12 protein-coding genes are annotated in these 15,563 nt (G+C 55.4%); 4 read left to right on the top strand and 8 right to left on the bottom strand.

Annotation, left to right across the window (positions count from 1 at the left end; genetic code table 11):
• Positions 1-301: 301 nt before the first annotated feature.
• The 3 genes from WGC32_RS11965 to WGC32_RS11955 all read right to left on the bottom strand — a co-directional run bounded on the left by WGC32_RS11965 (position 302) and on the right by WGC32_RS11955 (position 2,616).
• The gene (locus WGC32_RS11965; RefSeq protein ID WP_342682205.1) at positions 302-976 is read right to left on the bottom strand and encodes a potassium channel family protein; all 675 of its coding nucleotides are present in this window, start codon (positions 974-976) and stop codon (positions 302-304) included.
• A 21-nt stretch (positions 977-997) separates the two neighbouring features.
• The gene (locus tag WGC32_RS11960; RefSeq protein WP_342682204.1) at positions 998-2,302 is read right to left on the bottom strand and encodes a TrkH family potassium uptake protein; all 1,305 of its coding nucleotides are present in this window, start codon (positions 2,300-2,302) and stop codon (positions 998-1,000) included.
• Positions 2,303-2,376: 74 nt separating this feature from the next.
• Entirely contained in the window at positions 2,377-2,616 is a 240-nt protein-coding gene (locus WGC32_RS11955) for a hypothetical protein (RefSeq protein WP_342682203.1), read from the bottom strand.
• A gap of 597 nt (positions 2,617-3,213) precedes the next feature.
• Here WGC32_RS11955 and WGC32_RS11950 point away from each other — a divergent pair.
• The 3 genes from WGC32_RS11950 (at position 3,214) to clpB (ending at position 8,310) form a co-directional block, all read left to right on the top strand.
• Entirely contained in the window at positions 3,214-3,726 is a 513-nt protein-coding gene (locus WGC32_RS11950; RefSeq protein ID WP_191510027.1) for a ferritin-like domain-containing protein, read from the top strand.
• Entirely contained in the window at positions 3,726-3,926 is a 201-nt protein-coding gene (locus tag WGC32_RS11945) for a (2Fe-2S)-binding protein (protein WP_191510028.1), read from the top strand. Before WGC32_RS11950 ends, WGC32_RS11945 begins: the two co-directional genes overlap by 1 nt.
• Before the next feature lie 1,753 nt (positions 3,927-5,679).
• Positions 5,680-8,310: an ATP-dependent chaperone ClpB gene (gene clpB / locus WGC32_RS11940; protein WP_342682202.1), complete on the top strand. Its 2,631-nt coding sequence runs from the start codon at positions 5,680-5,682 to the stop codon at positions 8,308-8,310.
• Positions 8,311-8,393: 83 nt separating this feature from the next.
• On the opposite strand, the gene WGC32_RS11935 is transcribed toward clpB, so the two are convergent.
• From WGC32_RS11935 to WGC32_RS11925, 3 genes are all read right to left on the bottom strand, one after another.
• Positions 8,394-9,314, bottom strand: a complete 921-nt coding sequence (locus WGC32_RS11935; RefSeq protein WP_342682200.1) for a class II fructose-bisphosphate aldolase — start codon at positions 9,312-9,314, stop codon at positions 8,394-8,396.
• Between the two features lie 661 nt (positions 9,315-9,975).
• Positions 9,976-11,622: a GLUG motif-containing protein gene (locus WGC32_RS11930; protein ID WP_342682198.1), complete on the bottom strand. Its 1,647-nt coding sequence runs from the start codon at positions 11,620-11,622 to the stop codon at positions 9,976-9,978.
• A 168-nt stretch (positions 11,623-11,790) separates the two neighbouring features.
• Positions 11,791-13,125 (bottom strand): carbohydrate-binding domain-containing protein, encoded by a 1,335-nt coding sequence (locus tag WGC32_RS11925; protein WP_342682196.1) that lies wholly within the window; start codon positions 13,123-13,125, stop codon positions 11,791-11,793.
• Positions 13,126-13,385: 260 nt separating this feature from the next.
• Here WGC32_RS11925 and WGC32_RS11920 point away from each other — a divergent pair, with 260 nt between their 5' ends.
• Positions 13,386-13,811: an acyl-CoA thioesterase gene (locus WGC32_RS11920; RefSeq protein WP_342682195.1), complete on the top strand. Its 426-nt coding sequence runs from the start codon at positions 13,386-13,388 to the stop codon at positions 13,809-13,811.
• Between the two features lie 57 nt (positions 13,812-13,868).
• Here the strand turns inward: WGC32_RS11920 and WGC32_RS11915 are convergent, their stop codons facing one another.
• Both WGC32_RS11915 and WGC32_RS11910 read right to left on the bottom strand, forming a co-directional pair.
• Positions 13,869-14,336, bottom strand: coding sequence for a nucleoside deaminase (locus tag WGC32_RS11915; RefSeq protein ID WP_342682194.1), 468 nt, complete (start codon positions 14,334-14,336; stop codon positions 13,869-13,871).
• Between the two features lie 12 nt (positions 14,337-14,348).
• On the bottom strand, positions 14,349-15,446 hold the full coding sequence (locus WGC32_RS11910; protein ID WP_342682192.1) for a CPBP family intramembrane glutamic endopeptidase: 1,098 nt from the start codon (positions 15,444-15,446) through the stop codon (positions 14,349-14,351).
• Positions 15,447-15,563: the final 117 nt, after the last annotated feature.

Raw genomic sequence — 15,563 nt, 5'->3', positions numbered from 1 at the left:
CAAACCTTTCGATAAATTTTGAAAAAAGCAGGAGGGCAAATTCCAAACGCTGGAAAATTCCACGCGGTCAGAAAATAAAAAAGGGCAGCCCCCTTGGGTCTGCCCTTGCCTTAAAAATCGCGTCTTGTAAGAAAATTCCTTTCTTTTTTCGCAACCTTCTTGGAATAAATAGGGGTGTGATTGCTCCCTATGACAGACTCCACCGCTTATTCCATCATAAAGTATAAACGCTGGTTTTGCAATTGTCAATGCAATTGTGAATGCTTTGTTGCGAAAATTTAGACAAAAATTAACGGCAAATTTATTGCATATCGCTCTCAAACCGTTCTATGTTCCCCGTCTGCCCAATTACGGAGATAATGTCCCCCGCTTTGAACTGGTAGCTGGAAGAGAACTCCACATCTGTGTGATGATTATGCTCAATGGCAATGATGTTCAGCCCATATTTCTGCCGGAAATCCGTCTCCCGGACGGTGAGGCCAATCAGAGGCTCTGTCACCTGGATCCTGCGGACTTCTACGTTACCTTCCAACGCTACCGAGTCCAGGAAGCTGTGATAGACCAGGCCTTTGCCCAAGCGGATAGCCATATCCCGCTCCGGATAGACCACCTTGGCCCCCAGCCGTTTTAACACCTCGCCATGCATAATGCTGCTGGCCTTGGCCACTACATGGGGCACCTTCATATCCAACACCGTCATGGTGGTCAGGATGCTCACATCCACCTGCTCGGCGATGCAGATGATCACAGTATCGCAGTTCTGGATCCCCGCTTCTCCCAAGGACTCCCGATCCAGGGCACCCACTACCAGAGCCATATCCGTAAACCGTCTGGCCTCCCGGACCCTAGTTTCATCCTTGTCAATGGCAATGACCTCTTTGCCCGACTGGGCCAGGCACTCCACCAGGGCGGAGCCGAACCGGCCTAGGCCAATGACGCCAAAACTTTCCGCCGTCTCCCGTGTTTTCTTTTTCATCGTAGTATATCCTCCTCGAAATTAACCAACCGTAATCGCTTCTTCTGTGTAATGGGTTGTCGGAGCGGGACGCTCTATCCAGATGGAGAGCAGGGTGAACATTCCCACCCGTCCGGCAAACATGGTAAAGATGAGCACCAGCTTGCTGCCGTCGCAGAGCCCCGGCGTAATGCCGGTGGAAAGTCCCACCGTACCGAAAGCGGAAACCTGTTCAAACAGCAGCTGGATAAAGGTGCAGTCCGGCTCCAGAACGCACAGCAGGAAGGTGCCGCCGCACACCAGCAGCAGGGAGACCAGGGCGATCATGGACGCCTTGGCCAGCACGTCGTTGGAAATGCTCCGCTTAAAGGCGCCTACATGCTTTTTGGTGAAGATGCCCCGCACCTGCTGCATCAGGACAAAGAAGGTACTGGTCTTGATACCGCCGCCGGTAGACCCTGGGGAGGCGCCGATAAACATGAGCACGATTAAGGTAAACAATCCCGCGTTGGTAAACTCCCCGATGTTGTAGGTAGAAAAGCCCGCTGTACGGGCGGAAACGCTCTGGAAAAACGCCCCCAGCCAGGTGATATCCTCGGTGGCCTTCAGCAGCAGGGTCCCACCCACCAACAGGACAATGGTGGTGGTGATGACCACCTTGGAATGGAGGGTCAGCTTTTTAAAGGACCGTTTTTTCAAAACATCCAGAATGACCAGGAAGCCCAAGCCGCCGAAGATGATCAGCCCGCAGGTGGTCAGGTTGAGCAGCAGGTTGTCCGGATAGATGGTCAGGTTGCGGAGCCCTCCTAGGATGTCAAAGCCGGAGTTGTTAAAGGCGGCGATAGAATGGAAGGCGCTGATGCCCAGGGCGTGGGGGAAGGGGTAATCCTGGGCGAAGACAATAAGGCTCAGCACCATCCCCACCACCTCAAAGCAGAGGGTCATCAGCAGCACCGACCTCACCAGCCGCACCATACCTTTGATGCCATCCACGTTAAAGGCCTCTTTGACCAGCACACGGCCTTTGATGCCCACCCGCTTTCTAGCGGCCAGAATGAGCCCCACGCCGATAGAGGTCACACCCAGACCTCCGATCTGGATGAGGGCCGCCACCACCGTCTGCCCAAAAGCGGTAAAGTGGTCGGCCACATCAATGGCGATGAGCCCCGTCACACAAACGGCGCTGGTTGATGTAAACAGAGCGTCAATAAAGGTAACCGTAGCCCCATCCTTCACCGAAACCGGCAGCAGGAGCAGGGCGGTTCCCAGTAAGATGACCAGGGCAAATCCCATGACAATCAGCCTGCCGGGAGGCTGTTTTTTGATGGAAAATATAAAATGTTTCATTTTTGATACCGGGATTCTCAATACACCCGATGTTTTCCAACCTTTCTCTCTCTCATTATTTTCATCCGTGCTTCTCATTGCAGCATAGGAGCGCATTGAAAACCAGTACGCAGCATGGGTACAAAAGAATCCGGCCAATATCCATGGCAACTCAGGGTTTTTCGTCCCGCCAGGGAACCACCACCCTGCCTGTCCCGAATTTTATCCACCGATCCTTTTACAAAAAAATAGAAGGCCCATAAAACCCCGGCCCAAGGGCCTGGAGCGACTGCGCCCAATAAGTGTTTGTATGTTGCAAGAACCTGATCCATCATCGCCAGACTCCTTATGTTCCTCAGACTTTTCTTTCCCTCAAACAACCATGGAAAGAAGTCGATTCGGAAATATATCTCTGTTTCTTCTGTATTTATAAAGAAAGGACAAAACCCCGCTGTGGAAGTCCTGTCCCTCGCAATTCATCAAAAAATAGCCGATAACTCAGCTTTTCAAAAGCAAACACTGCGAATAAATAGAGACGATATTACTCCCTATGACAGACTCCACCGCTTATTCCAGCGATCTATAGTATAATGGACTTGCTATAGGAAGTCAAGTACATCTGAAACGAAAATTTCCCCCGGCTACCGCCGGGGGATGTCGCGTTTATGTGTCAATCGCAACTCAGCTGCGGGCATCGCGGGCGGCGAGTCGCCGCCGCCAAGTCGCGCTGTGGCGCAATTGGTAACCTAGTCGCGTGCGCCGCGAACAGTGTCGCTAACAAAAAACCCAGGGCGCGTCTTGCTGCCCGCTAGGGACTCTTTTCTCCATAAAGTTTGTATACTTTTTCGGTGTATATTTTGGTAAAAACCTTGTATACCACTGTTAGCGGTGCTATACTGAAGGCAAACAAACAGAAAAAGGAGTGTATTTTTATGTTGGATGCCAAAGTAGCTGCACTGTTAAACGAACAGGTCAACAAGGAATTTTATTCCGCCTATCTCTATCTGGATTTTGCCAATTTCTACACCGATGCAAGCCTGAACGGCTTTGCCAACTGGTACAATGTCCAGGCTCAGGAGGAGCGGGATCACGCTCTCCTCTTTATGCAATACATGCAGAACAACAGCGCTAAGGTGACGCTGGAGGCCATCGACCGGCCGGACAAAAAGCTGGTGGCGCTGAAGGATCCTCTGGTGGCCGGCCTGGAGCATGAGCAGTATGTGACCAGCCTGATCCACAACATCTATGACGCCGCTTACAGCGTCAAGGATTTCCGCACCATGCAGTTCCTCGATTGGTTTGTCAAGGAGCAGGGGGAAGAGGAGAAGAACGCCGACGACCTGATCAAGAAGATGGATCTGTTCGGCGGCGATCCCAAGAGCCTGTATATGCTGGATTCTGAGCTGGCGGCCCGTGTCTACACCGCTCCATCCCTGGTATTATAATGAACCCCCATAAGGTGGTCTGCCCCTGCCGCAAGGTGACCAAAGGGGATATTGCCCAGGCTGTGGCTCAAGGGGCCCAGTCCTATAAAGAGGTCAAAGCCCTGACCAAGGCGGGGAGTTCCTGCGGCAAATGCAAGGCCAAGGTGAAAAAACTAATCAAAAAGTTAAGGTCCGCGGACCTTGAAACAGGAGCCTCCTGAAATAGGAGGCTCCTGTTTTTGCACCCACGCTCCTGCGGAGAGCAGGTCGCGCCCACGGTCTAGTTGAAACTACTGTCGCGACACCCGCATTTTTGTTGCGAATAGCGCCACAACGCGACTCGGCTGCCGCCGAAACCGCCCATGCTCCCTCAGAGAGCATGACGCGCTCTAAGACTTATTTGCGACACTGTTCGCGAAGCACGCAAATAGGTCACTGACAGCGCTTATCCGCGACTCGGGAGCGGGCACTGCCCGCCAGCGCGATATCCCCCAGCGGTAGCCGGCTGGCTCTGCGCTCATGCCGCGGACCTGCGGTCAGCAGGTCGCGCCTCTGGTTTTATTTGCAACATTGCCGCGACCCACGCGTTTTTGTTGCGAATCGTGCCACAATGCGACTCGGCTGCGGCGACCCGCCGCGCCTTCCGGCGAGGATGACGCGCCTTCGGTTTTATTCGTGACATTGCCGCGTCACACGCAAATAGGTCTCGATTGACACATCAGCGCGACATCCTCCACCGGCAGGTGTTCTGCGCTCATGCCGCGCTCCTGCGGAGAGCAGGTCGCGCCTCTGGCTTTATTTGTAATACTGTCGCGTCGCACGCGTTTTTGTTGCCAATGGCACTACAGCGCCATCTGGCTGCGGACACTGTCCGCCATCCTTTTCTCTCAAGAAAAGGATGCAAAAGTGATCCAAGGGGGCACCCCTTGGATATCCCCCTAATGGGGCTCGCTGCTTTCCCAACAGTATGGGCGGCCCCTTCCGGGGCGGGATGACGCGCCCTTGGTCTTGTTCACAACACCGCCCGCGTTGCCCGCAGCTGCGTTGCGACTGACACATAAACGCGATATCCCCCACCGGCAGGTGGTGGCAGCGGGCACTGCCCGTCCGCGGCACACGCGATTTTGTTGCGAACGACACCACAGCGCAATATCCCCCAGCGGCAGCTGGTGTTCAAGAATTTCGTCATTTTTATTTTCATTTTATTCACCACCGTTTTGGGGAACCTGATATAATAAAGCCATAGAGAACAACAGAATTTCGGTTCTGGGTTCTCTGTCAATCCCCCTCCTTTATAATTAACTCCATACTACCTTTACTTGCGACGGGTTGCTTTGTAACCCGTCATCTTTTTTGCCCAAAAAGGATCCCCTGCCAGCTGTGGAAAGCACTGGCGGGGGATTCTCTCTTTTTCGCAAAGAATGTATACAAAATGTAATGGGAGGGCAAGATCTGGATATGAATTTTTCCACAACAGCCCTTTTTTCCCTTTTCCACCGCCTGTTGGGGGAAAACTGGAAAAGCAAATTTTGAAAAAACTTTGAACTTATGCGGTTTTCTCCTGACAAGCAGTCAGAAGTTTCCACGCTTTCCACCAAGTTATCAACTGGAAATCCGGACTTTTCACAAAACCAGTGGAAAAGTCGGTGGAATATGTTTAAAACTCGATTTTAATACCCGCCGTAGCATATCTACAATTTCTGGATTTTTAAAAAAATAAATCCACAAGATCTAGGATAAAATCCCCGTTTGCAATCTGTATAATTTTTGTTTCCCCCAAGCTTTTCCACGTTCCGGTTTCTGGAAAAAGTCTTTCATTCTTTACAAATTAGCACTCTCAATATTCGAGTGCTAATTTTTACAGTTTCGCCATAAAGTTTCTGTGATTTCTTCACAGCTGACCGGTATACTAAGTATCGTTGGCACAGGTGGGGCCTGGAAAGCCCTGCCCAGCCCCGAAAAGGAGGGAACTTTATGAACGCGCAGAAATTTACACAGAAGTCCCTGGAGGCCATCCAGGCGGCACAACAGATCAGTATAGAACATCAGAACATGCAGATTTCCCAGGAGCACCTGCTTTACGCGCTCCTGACCCAGGAGGGAGGCTTAATCCCCCAGCTGCTGCAGAAGATGCAGGTGGACGCCGGCGCCATGACCTCCCGGCTGGAGGGGATGATCGACGCACTGCCCCAGGTGTCCGGCCCGGGCCGGGATCCGGAGAAGGTCTATGTCTCTCAGGATGTAGACACGGCCCTGATCCAGGCGGAAAAGCTGGCCGACAACATGAAGGATGAATATGTCTCGGTGGAGCACATCTTCCTGTCCCTGATTTCCCAGGCCAACTCTAATCTGAAACAGCTCTTCCGGGACTACCGGATCACCAAGGACGGCTTCCTCAAGGTGCTCATGGGGGTCCGGGGTTCCGCCCGGGTCATGAGCCAGAGCCCGGAGGAAACCTACGACGCCCTGAAGAAATACGGCGACGACCTGGTGGAGCGGGCCCGGAACCAGAAGCTGGACCCCATCATCGGACGGGACGACGAAATCCGGAACGTCATCCGGATCCTCTCCAGAAAGAGCAAGAACAACCCGGTCCTCATCGGCGAGCCCGGCGTGGGCAAAACCGCCATTGCCGAGGGCTTGGCCCAGCGGATTGTCCGGGGGGACGTGCCCCATTCCTTAAAGGATAAAACCATCTTCTCCCTGGATATGGGTGCCCTCATTGCCGGCGCCAAGTACCGAGGCGAATTTGAGGAGCGGCTGAAAGCCGTCCTGGCGGAGATCAAAAAGAGCGAAGGGAAGATCATCCTCTTTATCGATGAGCTTCACACCATTGTAGGCGCCGGCAAAACCGAAGGCTCCATGGACGCCGGCAACCTGTTAAAGCCCATGCTGGCCAGAGGCGAGCTCCACTGTATCGGCGCCACCACCTTAAACGAGTACCGCCAGTACATTGAAAAAGACCCGGCTCTGGAGCGCCGGTTCCAGCCGGTGATGGTGGGCGAGCCCACGGTGGAGGACACCATCGCCATCCTCCGTGGCCTGAAGGAACGGTATGAGGTTTACCACGGGGTCAAGATCCAGGACAGCGCCATCATCGCCGCCGCCACCCTGTCTAACCGGTATATTACCGACCGGTTCCTCCCCGACAAGGCCATCGACCTGGTGGACGAGGCCTGCGCCATGATCCGCACCGAGATCGACTCCATGCCCACCGAGCTGGATGTGATCCAGAGAAAGATCATCCAGCACGAAATCGAGGAGGCGGCCCTGAAAAAAGAGAAGGACGCCCTCTCCCAGGAGCATCTGAAGGAGATCCAGAAGGAACTGGCCGAGATGCGGGAGCAGTTTAACGCCATGAAGGCCAAATGGGACAACGAAAAGGCCTCCATTGGCAAGGTCCAGAAGCTCAGGGAGCAGCTGGAGCAGTTAAACGGCCAGATTGAGAAGGCGGAGCGGGAATACGACCTGAACAAGGCCGCCGAGCTTAAATACGGCAAGCTCCCCGCCCTGAAAAAACAGCTGGAGGAGCAGGAATCCCTGGCCCAGAGCAGCAAGAAAGACTCCCTGCTCCGGGATAAGGTCACCGAAGGGGAGATCGCCCGGATTGTGGAGCGGTGGACCGGCATTCCTGTAGCAAAGCTCATGGAAGGGGAGAGGGAGAAGCTCCTCCACCTGGATGAGATCCTCCACAAACGGGTCATCGGCCAGGACGAAGCCGTCTCCCGGGTCACCGACGCCATCATCCGCTCCCGGGCCGGCATCCAGGACCCCAACCGTCCCATCGGTTCCTTCCTCTTCCTGGGCCCCACCGGCGTGGGCAAGACCGAACTTGCCAAGGCCCTGGCCGAATGCCTCTTTGACGACGAGCGCAACATGGTCCGGATCGATATGAGCGAGTATATGGAGAAATACTCCGTCTCCCGCCTCATCGGAGCGCCTCCGGGATATGTGGGCTATGAGGAAGGCGGCCAGCTCACCGAGGCCGTCCGCCGCAAACCCTACTCCGTGGTCCTCTTCGACGAGGTGGAAAAGGCCCATCCCGACGTCTTCAACGTCCTGCTCCAGGTGCTGGACGACGGCCGGATCACCGACTCCCAAGGCCGCACCGTGGACTTTAAGAATACCATCATCATCCTGACCTCCAACCTGGGCAGCCAGTTCCTCCTCGACGGCATCGACAAGGACGGCAGCATCACCCAGGAGGCCCAGGATCAGGTGAACGAACTGCTCAAACGCTCTTTCCGGCCTGAATTCCTCAACCGGCTGGATGAGATCGTCTTCTATAAGCCTCTGACCAAGGCGGATATCACCCAGATCATCGACCTGCTGGTGAAGGACTTAAACGAGCGCCTTGCCGACAAGCAGCTTTCCTGCCAGCTCACCGAGGAAGCCAAGGACTTCATCATCGACAGCGCCTACGATCCTGTCTACGGCGCGCGGCCTCTGCGGCGGTTTGTCCAGCATCATGTGGAGACCCTCATCGGCCGCCAGATCATCGCCGAGGACATCCAGCCCGGCAGCCGGATGATCATCGATTTCAAGGACGGCAAGCTGACGGTGGAGGTCATCCCCCCGGCGCCTCTCCAAACCACCCAAATATAATCCCAAGCCGGGGTTATCCCCTTGGGTTGTTATAAAAAAAGCGCGATGCTTTCTGCATCGCGCTTTTTTCTTTCTCAGGGGAATCAGCCTTCGCCGCCTTCGCCCAGCAGTTTGCTGGCGGCGGTGCAGTAGGTTCCTTCTACCTTCCAGGACTTGTCCTTGGAGCCTAAGTACTCGATCATCTCCAGTGCCTTTTCCATATAGGCCTCCTGGATGTACTGCCATACGTTGTAAGAGTTTGCCCCGGAGAAGTCCCGCTTCTGGAGGGATTTGGCAATGTTATCCATAAAGTCAAAGCCCATATTCACCTTGTTGATACCCATGGTTCCGGCTTTGGCAAGATCGGCATAGGGGACGCCGGAGCTGCCATGGACGACCAGGGGCAGGTTGCCTACCTCTTTTTTGATGGCTTTGATCCGGTCAAAGTCCAGCTTGGGGGTGGAGGTGTATACGCCGTGGGCCGTGCCTACCGCTACAGCCAGGCAGTCGATGCCGGTGCGCTCCACAAAGTCCTTGGCCATAGCGGGGTCGGTATACATGGAGGAACCGTCGGTGTCATATTTGGAGCCGGAGCCTACATGGCCCAGTTCCGATTCCACCGTCACACCCATGGAATGGGCGATTTTGGCCAGGATAGCGGTCTCTTTAATGTTTTCCTCATAGGGCAGGCTGGAACGGTCCACCATCACCGAGGTAAAGCCGGCGGTAATGGCCTGCATGATCTCCTCGGTGACCTCGTCAAAGCTCTTGTGGACGTCGCCGCCGTGATCCAGGTTCACCGCAACAGGAACTGCGGTTTGTTTCGCGATGTCCACCAGGTTGCGGCCGGTGACAACAATATCTTTGGTAGAACCGACGCTCAGATCGATAATCATGGGGGAATTGAGCTTCTCCGCCGCTGCAATGGCAGCCCGGGTGTCAATTTCACAGAACACGTTGGGGGCGATGACAGCGTAATTGCCTGTGCTTGCCCGATCCAGAATTTCCTTCATAGTGACTAACATAGTGCTACCTCCCTAAATAGATGATAATGACTTTACATATATTGTAGCCTCCCCGCTGGGCTTCTGTCAAGAAAATTCCCTTCATCCCACCAAAGGGGGAACAAGTACCACTCCTGCGGCGGGCATGACGCGGCCCTAGCGGGCAGCCCCTCATGCCGGGGCGGGCACATCCTTTTCTCTCAAGAAAAGGATGCAAAAGTGATCCAAGGGGGCTACCCCCCTTGGATATCCCCCTGATGAGGCTCGCTGCTTTCCCTGCGGTATGGGCGGCGATTTTTCCTCGATTCGCGGGGGCGAGACCTGAGGGAGTCCCCCGCTCAATTCGAAAAAATCGTCGGCTTTCGCCGAAACCGCCCACGCTCCTAGCGGAGGGCAGATCGCGCCCTGAGTTTTGTTTGCGACACCGCCGCATCACCCGCGGCCCTAGCGGGCGGCAGAACGCGCCTTGAATTTTATTCGCGACACCGCCGCATCACCCGCGGCCCTAGCGGCGGGCATGACGCGCCTTGAATTTTATTCGCGACACCGCCGCGTCACCCGCGTTTTTGTTACCAATGGCACTACAGCGCGATTTGGCTGCGGCGACTCGCCGCCCGCCCGGAAGGTGAAGAAACCGGCCCCCAACATTGGGAGCCGGTTTTCTTAATCATTCTATTTATTTTTATTTTCTCTTCTTAGAAAGGAGGATGCCGCCTACAGAGGCCGCTGCCAGCAGGGCAATGCCTGCCATCAGGGAACTGTCGCCGGTATCCGGGTTGAGCTTATCTCCGCTGGTGGAACCATTGGCGCTGCCGGATCCGCTGGTGGAGCCGCCGGAGGAGCTGGGCCAATCCCAGTCGCTGCCGCCTACCTGACCCACGTTGGAGCCGGGAATGCTGGGAGGAGCTGTGGCTGGCAGGGTGACAGAAGCGGGATCAATCTCAATGGTGCCCGTCTCGTCGGCAAAGCAAGCACCGCAGCGCTCACAGCGCCAGTACTCAATGTTGCCCGCAGAGGTGTCGGTGGGATCTACCTCCGGTACATGGACCAAGCTGTGACCACCGTAGTAGTCCTCACAGATGTTGCGGAGAACCTGGCTGGTAGAGACCGCCGCGATCGCATCCTCGCCTGGGACGGTGCCTTCCCCTACGCTGTTCAGGCCCGGGTTCTTATCGGCGTCAAAAGAGCAGCCGGTCAGGGTGGCGTCGTCCCAGTAGCCCACAAACCCGCCGGCGGGAATGGTGGGATGAGCGCCGGTGACCACTCCAGCCGCGTGGGAGTCGGTGATGGAGGGGGAAGTTCCGCCACTGCCGGCAAAGCCGCCAACCTTGGGCTGGAAGTTGGACGCGGAACTTGTCACATCCCCATAGGCAACGCAGTCGGTGATGGTTCCATCTTCCAGGAACCCGGCAAAACCGCCCAGGTTCCAGTCAAATCCGGTGACATCCACGTCCGCCGTACAGTGATCAAACACGTCGGGTCCTTCAACACCGATGGAAGAAGAGTAGCCGACAAAGCCGCCCAAAGACCAGCCGCCGTCCACCGTGCCGGTGGCGGTGCAGTCGGTGAAGGTGGACATGCCAGAAATCCCCGCGAAGCCGCCCATGTTGGTGCCGCCGGAGATGGCTACGCTATCGGCGTGGCAATCGGTATAGGTAACGCGGGTTGAGTCACCCACAAGCCCGCCGATTTTGTTGGATCCATCCGTCATCTCACATACGATCGTGCCCGAGACGGTGACGTTTGAGACGGTGATGCTAAGATTCGGATTGGCCATGACAAGTCCAGCCAGAATACCGGCGCTGTTTTCCATCAGGCCCTCTTCGGAAGTATAGATCGCCGCGTCCACAATGATCAGATCTTTGATGCCCACGTCCAAATGGTCATCTTTGGAGCAATTGACATAGCCGAACAGACCGGCGACGCTTTTGGTTTCCCGCTCGTCCACATAGAGCCCGGAGATGGTCTTGCTGTTCCCGTCAAAGTTGCCGGAAAAAGCAAGGCTTGTACTAGTCCCATTTATCGGCCAAATATAAGTGCCGATGGGGGTCCACACATGGGCCGAGAGGTCCAGGTCAGCCTCCAGCCTGAAATAGGTGTTGCTGTATTTTTCCCCCGCTTTCACGTCCGCGGCGAGCTTGGCCAGCTGCTCTGCGGTGGCGATGAGATAGGGATCGTCCTTGGCGCCGGTGCCGCCGGCGAATGCGTCCGCCGCGTAGTCGGCCCAGTTGCCTTCCGGCGTCCCGTTGGCCGCGAATGCCGCCGTGGGCAGCATGGCCAGGGCCATGACCAGTACGAGCAGCAGACAAATCCAATTTTTCCTCTTCACGAATATTACCTCCTTCGTTTTAGAAAGGAACATTTCTGTCCCTCAGAGATCTGTGGACAAAAAACGACTACTTATTTTATACCATATTTTTCATATATTTTCAATGAAATGGGCTTTTTAGAAATCAAAAACCCCCGGAGATTTCCGGGGGTTTTTGTGTAGGTTGGATTATTTCTTTCTAGTAAAGAGGATGCCGCCCAGGGAAGCCGCCGCCAGCAGGGCAATGCCTGCCACCGGGAAGCTGTCACCAGTGTTGGGAGGCAGTTTGCCAGAATCGGTGGAGGTGGAACCGGTGGAACCGGAAGAAGAACCGGAGCCAGAGGGCCACTGCCAATCACCGCCGCCTACCTGGCCCACGTTAGAGCCGGGGATATCCGCGGTGCCTTCCGGCGCCAGATAGGTGTCCGCCTCGGTGATCTCCTGGGCGCCCTCCGCGTCGGCAAAGTATGTGCCGCAGGCCTCGCAGTACCAGTACTCAATGTTGCCGGGTTTTGCCGGAGTGGGCGCTACTGCCGGCACATGGGTCAGCTCATGGGCGTGAGGCGCTACCTTTGCATAGAAATAGTTATCCATTCCTACAAAATACACGGTCTGGCCGGGCTCTATGGGGGAGCTTGCCGAGGGTTGGGCGCTTTCCGCGTCATCTCCCAACAGGACATCCACCCAGCCATCCGCCGGTGCGGTGACCTGGGTGCCGGTGGCGCCCCACATGCCGCCATTGGCGGTTATCTGGCAGTCCCCGGCGATGCGGAGCGAACCAGGGGTCCAGATGCCATAGTCGTCGGTGGAGGTAGCGGTGACGGTGGCATCCGTCAGGGAGATATCCCCTTGGCTATAGAGCGCGGGATAATAGCTCGATCCGATGAAGGTAGAATTTTCTATATTGATGCCATTTTGGCTAACAACGGCGTTGCCGTAATCTTCAGTAGCTTCAGCGTTCAGGGTGCTTTTTCCTGTCACTGAAACCTGCTGGGCGTTCACCCCATAATAACTGCCTGTCCCTTTTAGGGTAGCGCCGTTTTGGAGGGTGAGATTCGCCCCATCCGCCTGGATAGCGCCGTCATTTGTGGTAGTAACGGTGACCGTAGCGCCGTCGATCACCATGTCGCCTCTTGAAAGTAATCCAGCGGTGGTTCCCGTCGTAATGGTCAGGGTGCCCTGGCCGTCAATGGTCAATGGGCAGGAGGCCGTAATACCTTCAGAATGATTTTCTATGGTGTTATCTCCCACCAGGCGGATGGTCAATTCCCCTATACTGCTGGGGACGTCAATGACCCTGCTTTGCAAATTTGCCTGATTCAGGGTGGCGTTGGTCAGGGTCAGTATGGCGTTGTCCGGGTCATAGACCGCTGTGCCCTCGCCGCACTGGACGGTGTTGCCGTCCGCTGTCAGAATATCCACGCCGTTGACCCATAATTCACCGGCGGCAAAGGCTGTCACCGGCGCCAGGGCCAAGACCAGCACCGCGACCAGCAGGCCGCAGAGCAATTTTTTCATCTTCATCTTGCAAAACCCCTTTCTTTCCGTGGGAACAAAAATTCCTCCGGAAAATATCCGCTATTTTACAATATTAGGATGCCATTTTCCTTATGTTTTGTCATGGGTCCCCGCTGTTTTTTGCCCCTCCAGCGTGACAGTAAAAAACGGTTGCAAGGGGTTTCTTGGAAGTCCTGAATGGACTTCCCCCAATCGTCTAAAATGCGGTATAATAGCAGTAAGCTATGATACATTTTACAATGAAATCTTCGGAAAGGAAGAAACTCATGGTATATTCTGAGAGTAAAATTACAGTTCGTTATGCAGAAACCGACCAAATGGGGATCACCCACCATTCCGTCTATCCGGTGTGGTATGAGGTGGCCCGTACCGATTTCATCAAGCTCATCGGCGTCACCTATTCCCAGATGGAGCGGATGGGGGTCATGACCCCCTTGGTGGAGCTGACATCCCATTACAAAGGGGTGACCCGCTACGAGGACGAACTGACGGTGCGGGTCCATATTGGGCAGATCACGCCGGCCCGCATCCAGTTCTGCTATGAGGTCTACAAGGAGGGGGAGGGGAAGCCCTGCAATACCGGCTCCACCACCCATGCCTGGGTGGACTCCAAAACCTTTAAGCCCATGAATATGAAGCGGCATTATCCCGACCTGTATGAAAAGATGTACCGGATGGCCCAGGAGGGCTAGCCCGGTTCCCCAGAAGGGGCCCAAAAAAGCCTCCGGCTTCTGCCGGAGGCTTTTGTTCTATTTCTTTTTCCGCAGCTGCTGAAAAAACTGGGAGAGGATGGCCCTGCATTCCTCCTCCCGCACCCCTTGGGTCAGGGCGGGGCGATGACCCAGGGGCATATCAAAGAGGGAGCAGACCGATCCACAGGCGCCGGCCCTTGGATCCCGGGCGCCGAAGACCACCCGGGGCAGCCGGGCGTTGACGATGGCCCCGGCGCACATGGTGCAGGGCTCCAATGTGACATAGAGGGTGCAGCGGGTCAGCCGCCAGCCCCCTAAAGCTTTGCAAGCCCGGTCAATGGCCAGCAGCTCCGCGTGGCCCAGGGCATTTTTCTCCGTCTCCCGCAGGTTGTGGGCTCGGGCGATGACCTCCCCATCCCGGACGATGACCGCGCCGATGGGGACTTCTCCCAGCTGGGCGGCCTTCTCCGCCTCTTGGAGCGCCAAGCCCATATATTCCTGATCCGCCGCAAAATCCGTCTGCATCACGGTCCTCCTTTAACCAATCGCTGCGATATAAGGGTAAACTGTCAGCATGACCAGCAGCACCCCTGTAATGGTCATGGCCGGAGCCGCCGCAAAAGAGCGTATCTGCTCATAGACCCGGAGATAGCCGCTGTTGGGCCTCAGGGTAAACATACCGCTGTACCGGTTGACAAGCAGGAGCAGGGCCACAAATCCTAGAATAATCAGGGCGATACTGGATATATCTTGGAAAATAGGAAGCAATTCCGCCGGCATATTGGAGCCGATGAGCTCCTTGGTGAGCACATAGGTGTTGTTGACAAGGTGGATGGCCATTCCCGTCAGCAGGGAATTGGTTTTCATCACAAAATAGCCGATACACAGGCCCATGAGGAAGGTGTAAGGGATTTTGACCAAGCTCATATGAGCCAGGCTGAAGAGCCCAGCGGAGATGAACAGGGCCATTGGGTCAGAAAACTTCCGCAGGGACTGGAAAATAACGCCCCGGAATACCATCTCCTCCATGACGGCGGGCAATAGGGTCATCCGTAGGTAAAAGAGCACCAGCGCCGCCGTATCAGTGGGAGGTACAATGGAGAGCTCCTCTGTCATCGGGACGCCGATGGCGGAAGAGAGCGCCGCCAACATCTGGGTGGCCTCCATGGCAATGACCGTCACCGCCAGGCAGATGGGGATAGAAAGGAGCGCAATCCCACGGCTGCGGACCCGGAGGGGGAAGGAGTCTTGGCATTTTTCTTTGACCGAAAACCGGTAAATCAGAAGGAAGGGGAACAGGTATGCTATGATGGTAATCACCATACTCAGCAGTTCGTAGACCGCTGGATGGGCCACAAAGACCCCGTCGCCGGTGATCACCACATCACTAAAGATCATGGAGAAAAACACCATCATGATATTGGGAACAAAGGAGAGCACCAGGAAATAAACCAAAAAGGCGGCGCCTAAGGCGTTTCCACGGGATCGGATAGCCTGCCGCTCCGCCACATCCGGAGGGGTGGGGACAAATCCAAATCCAGAAACATAGGTATATGCATCATCCCCAGGGCCGTAAGAAGGCATTTGATAAGGATATTGATTGCTGTTATTGGGCTGTTCGTTCAAGTTTTCCACACCTGTTGCCTCCTTTCGTTGAAACTTTCTCCCGCGCCTAGCGGCGGGCAAGACGCGGACCTGCGGTCGGCAGATCGCGCTCTTGGTTTTATTCGCGACACCGCCGCGGCCCACGCA

It is taken from the genome of Zongyangia acetica (assembly GCF_038739695.1).
Classification (GTDB): Bacteria; Bacillota; Clostridia; order Oscillospirales; family Ruminococcaceae; genus Zongyangia; species Zongyangia gallinarum.
Note: the sequence above shows the minus strand (reverse complement) of the source record. Positions and strands in the feature narration are given on the sequence as shown.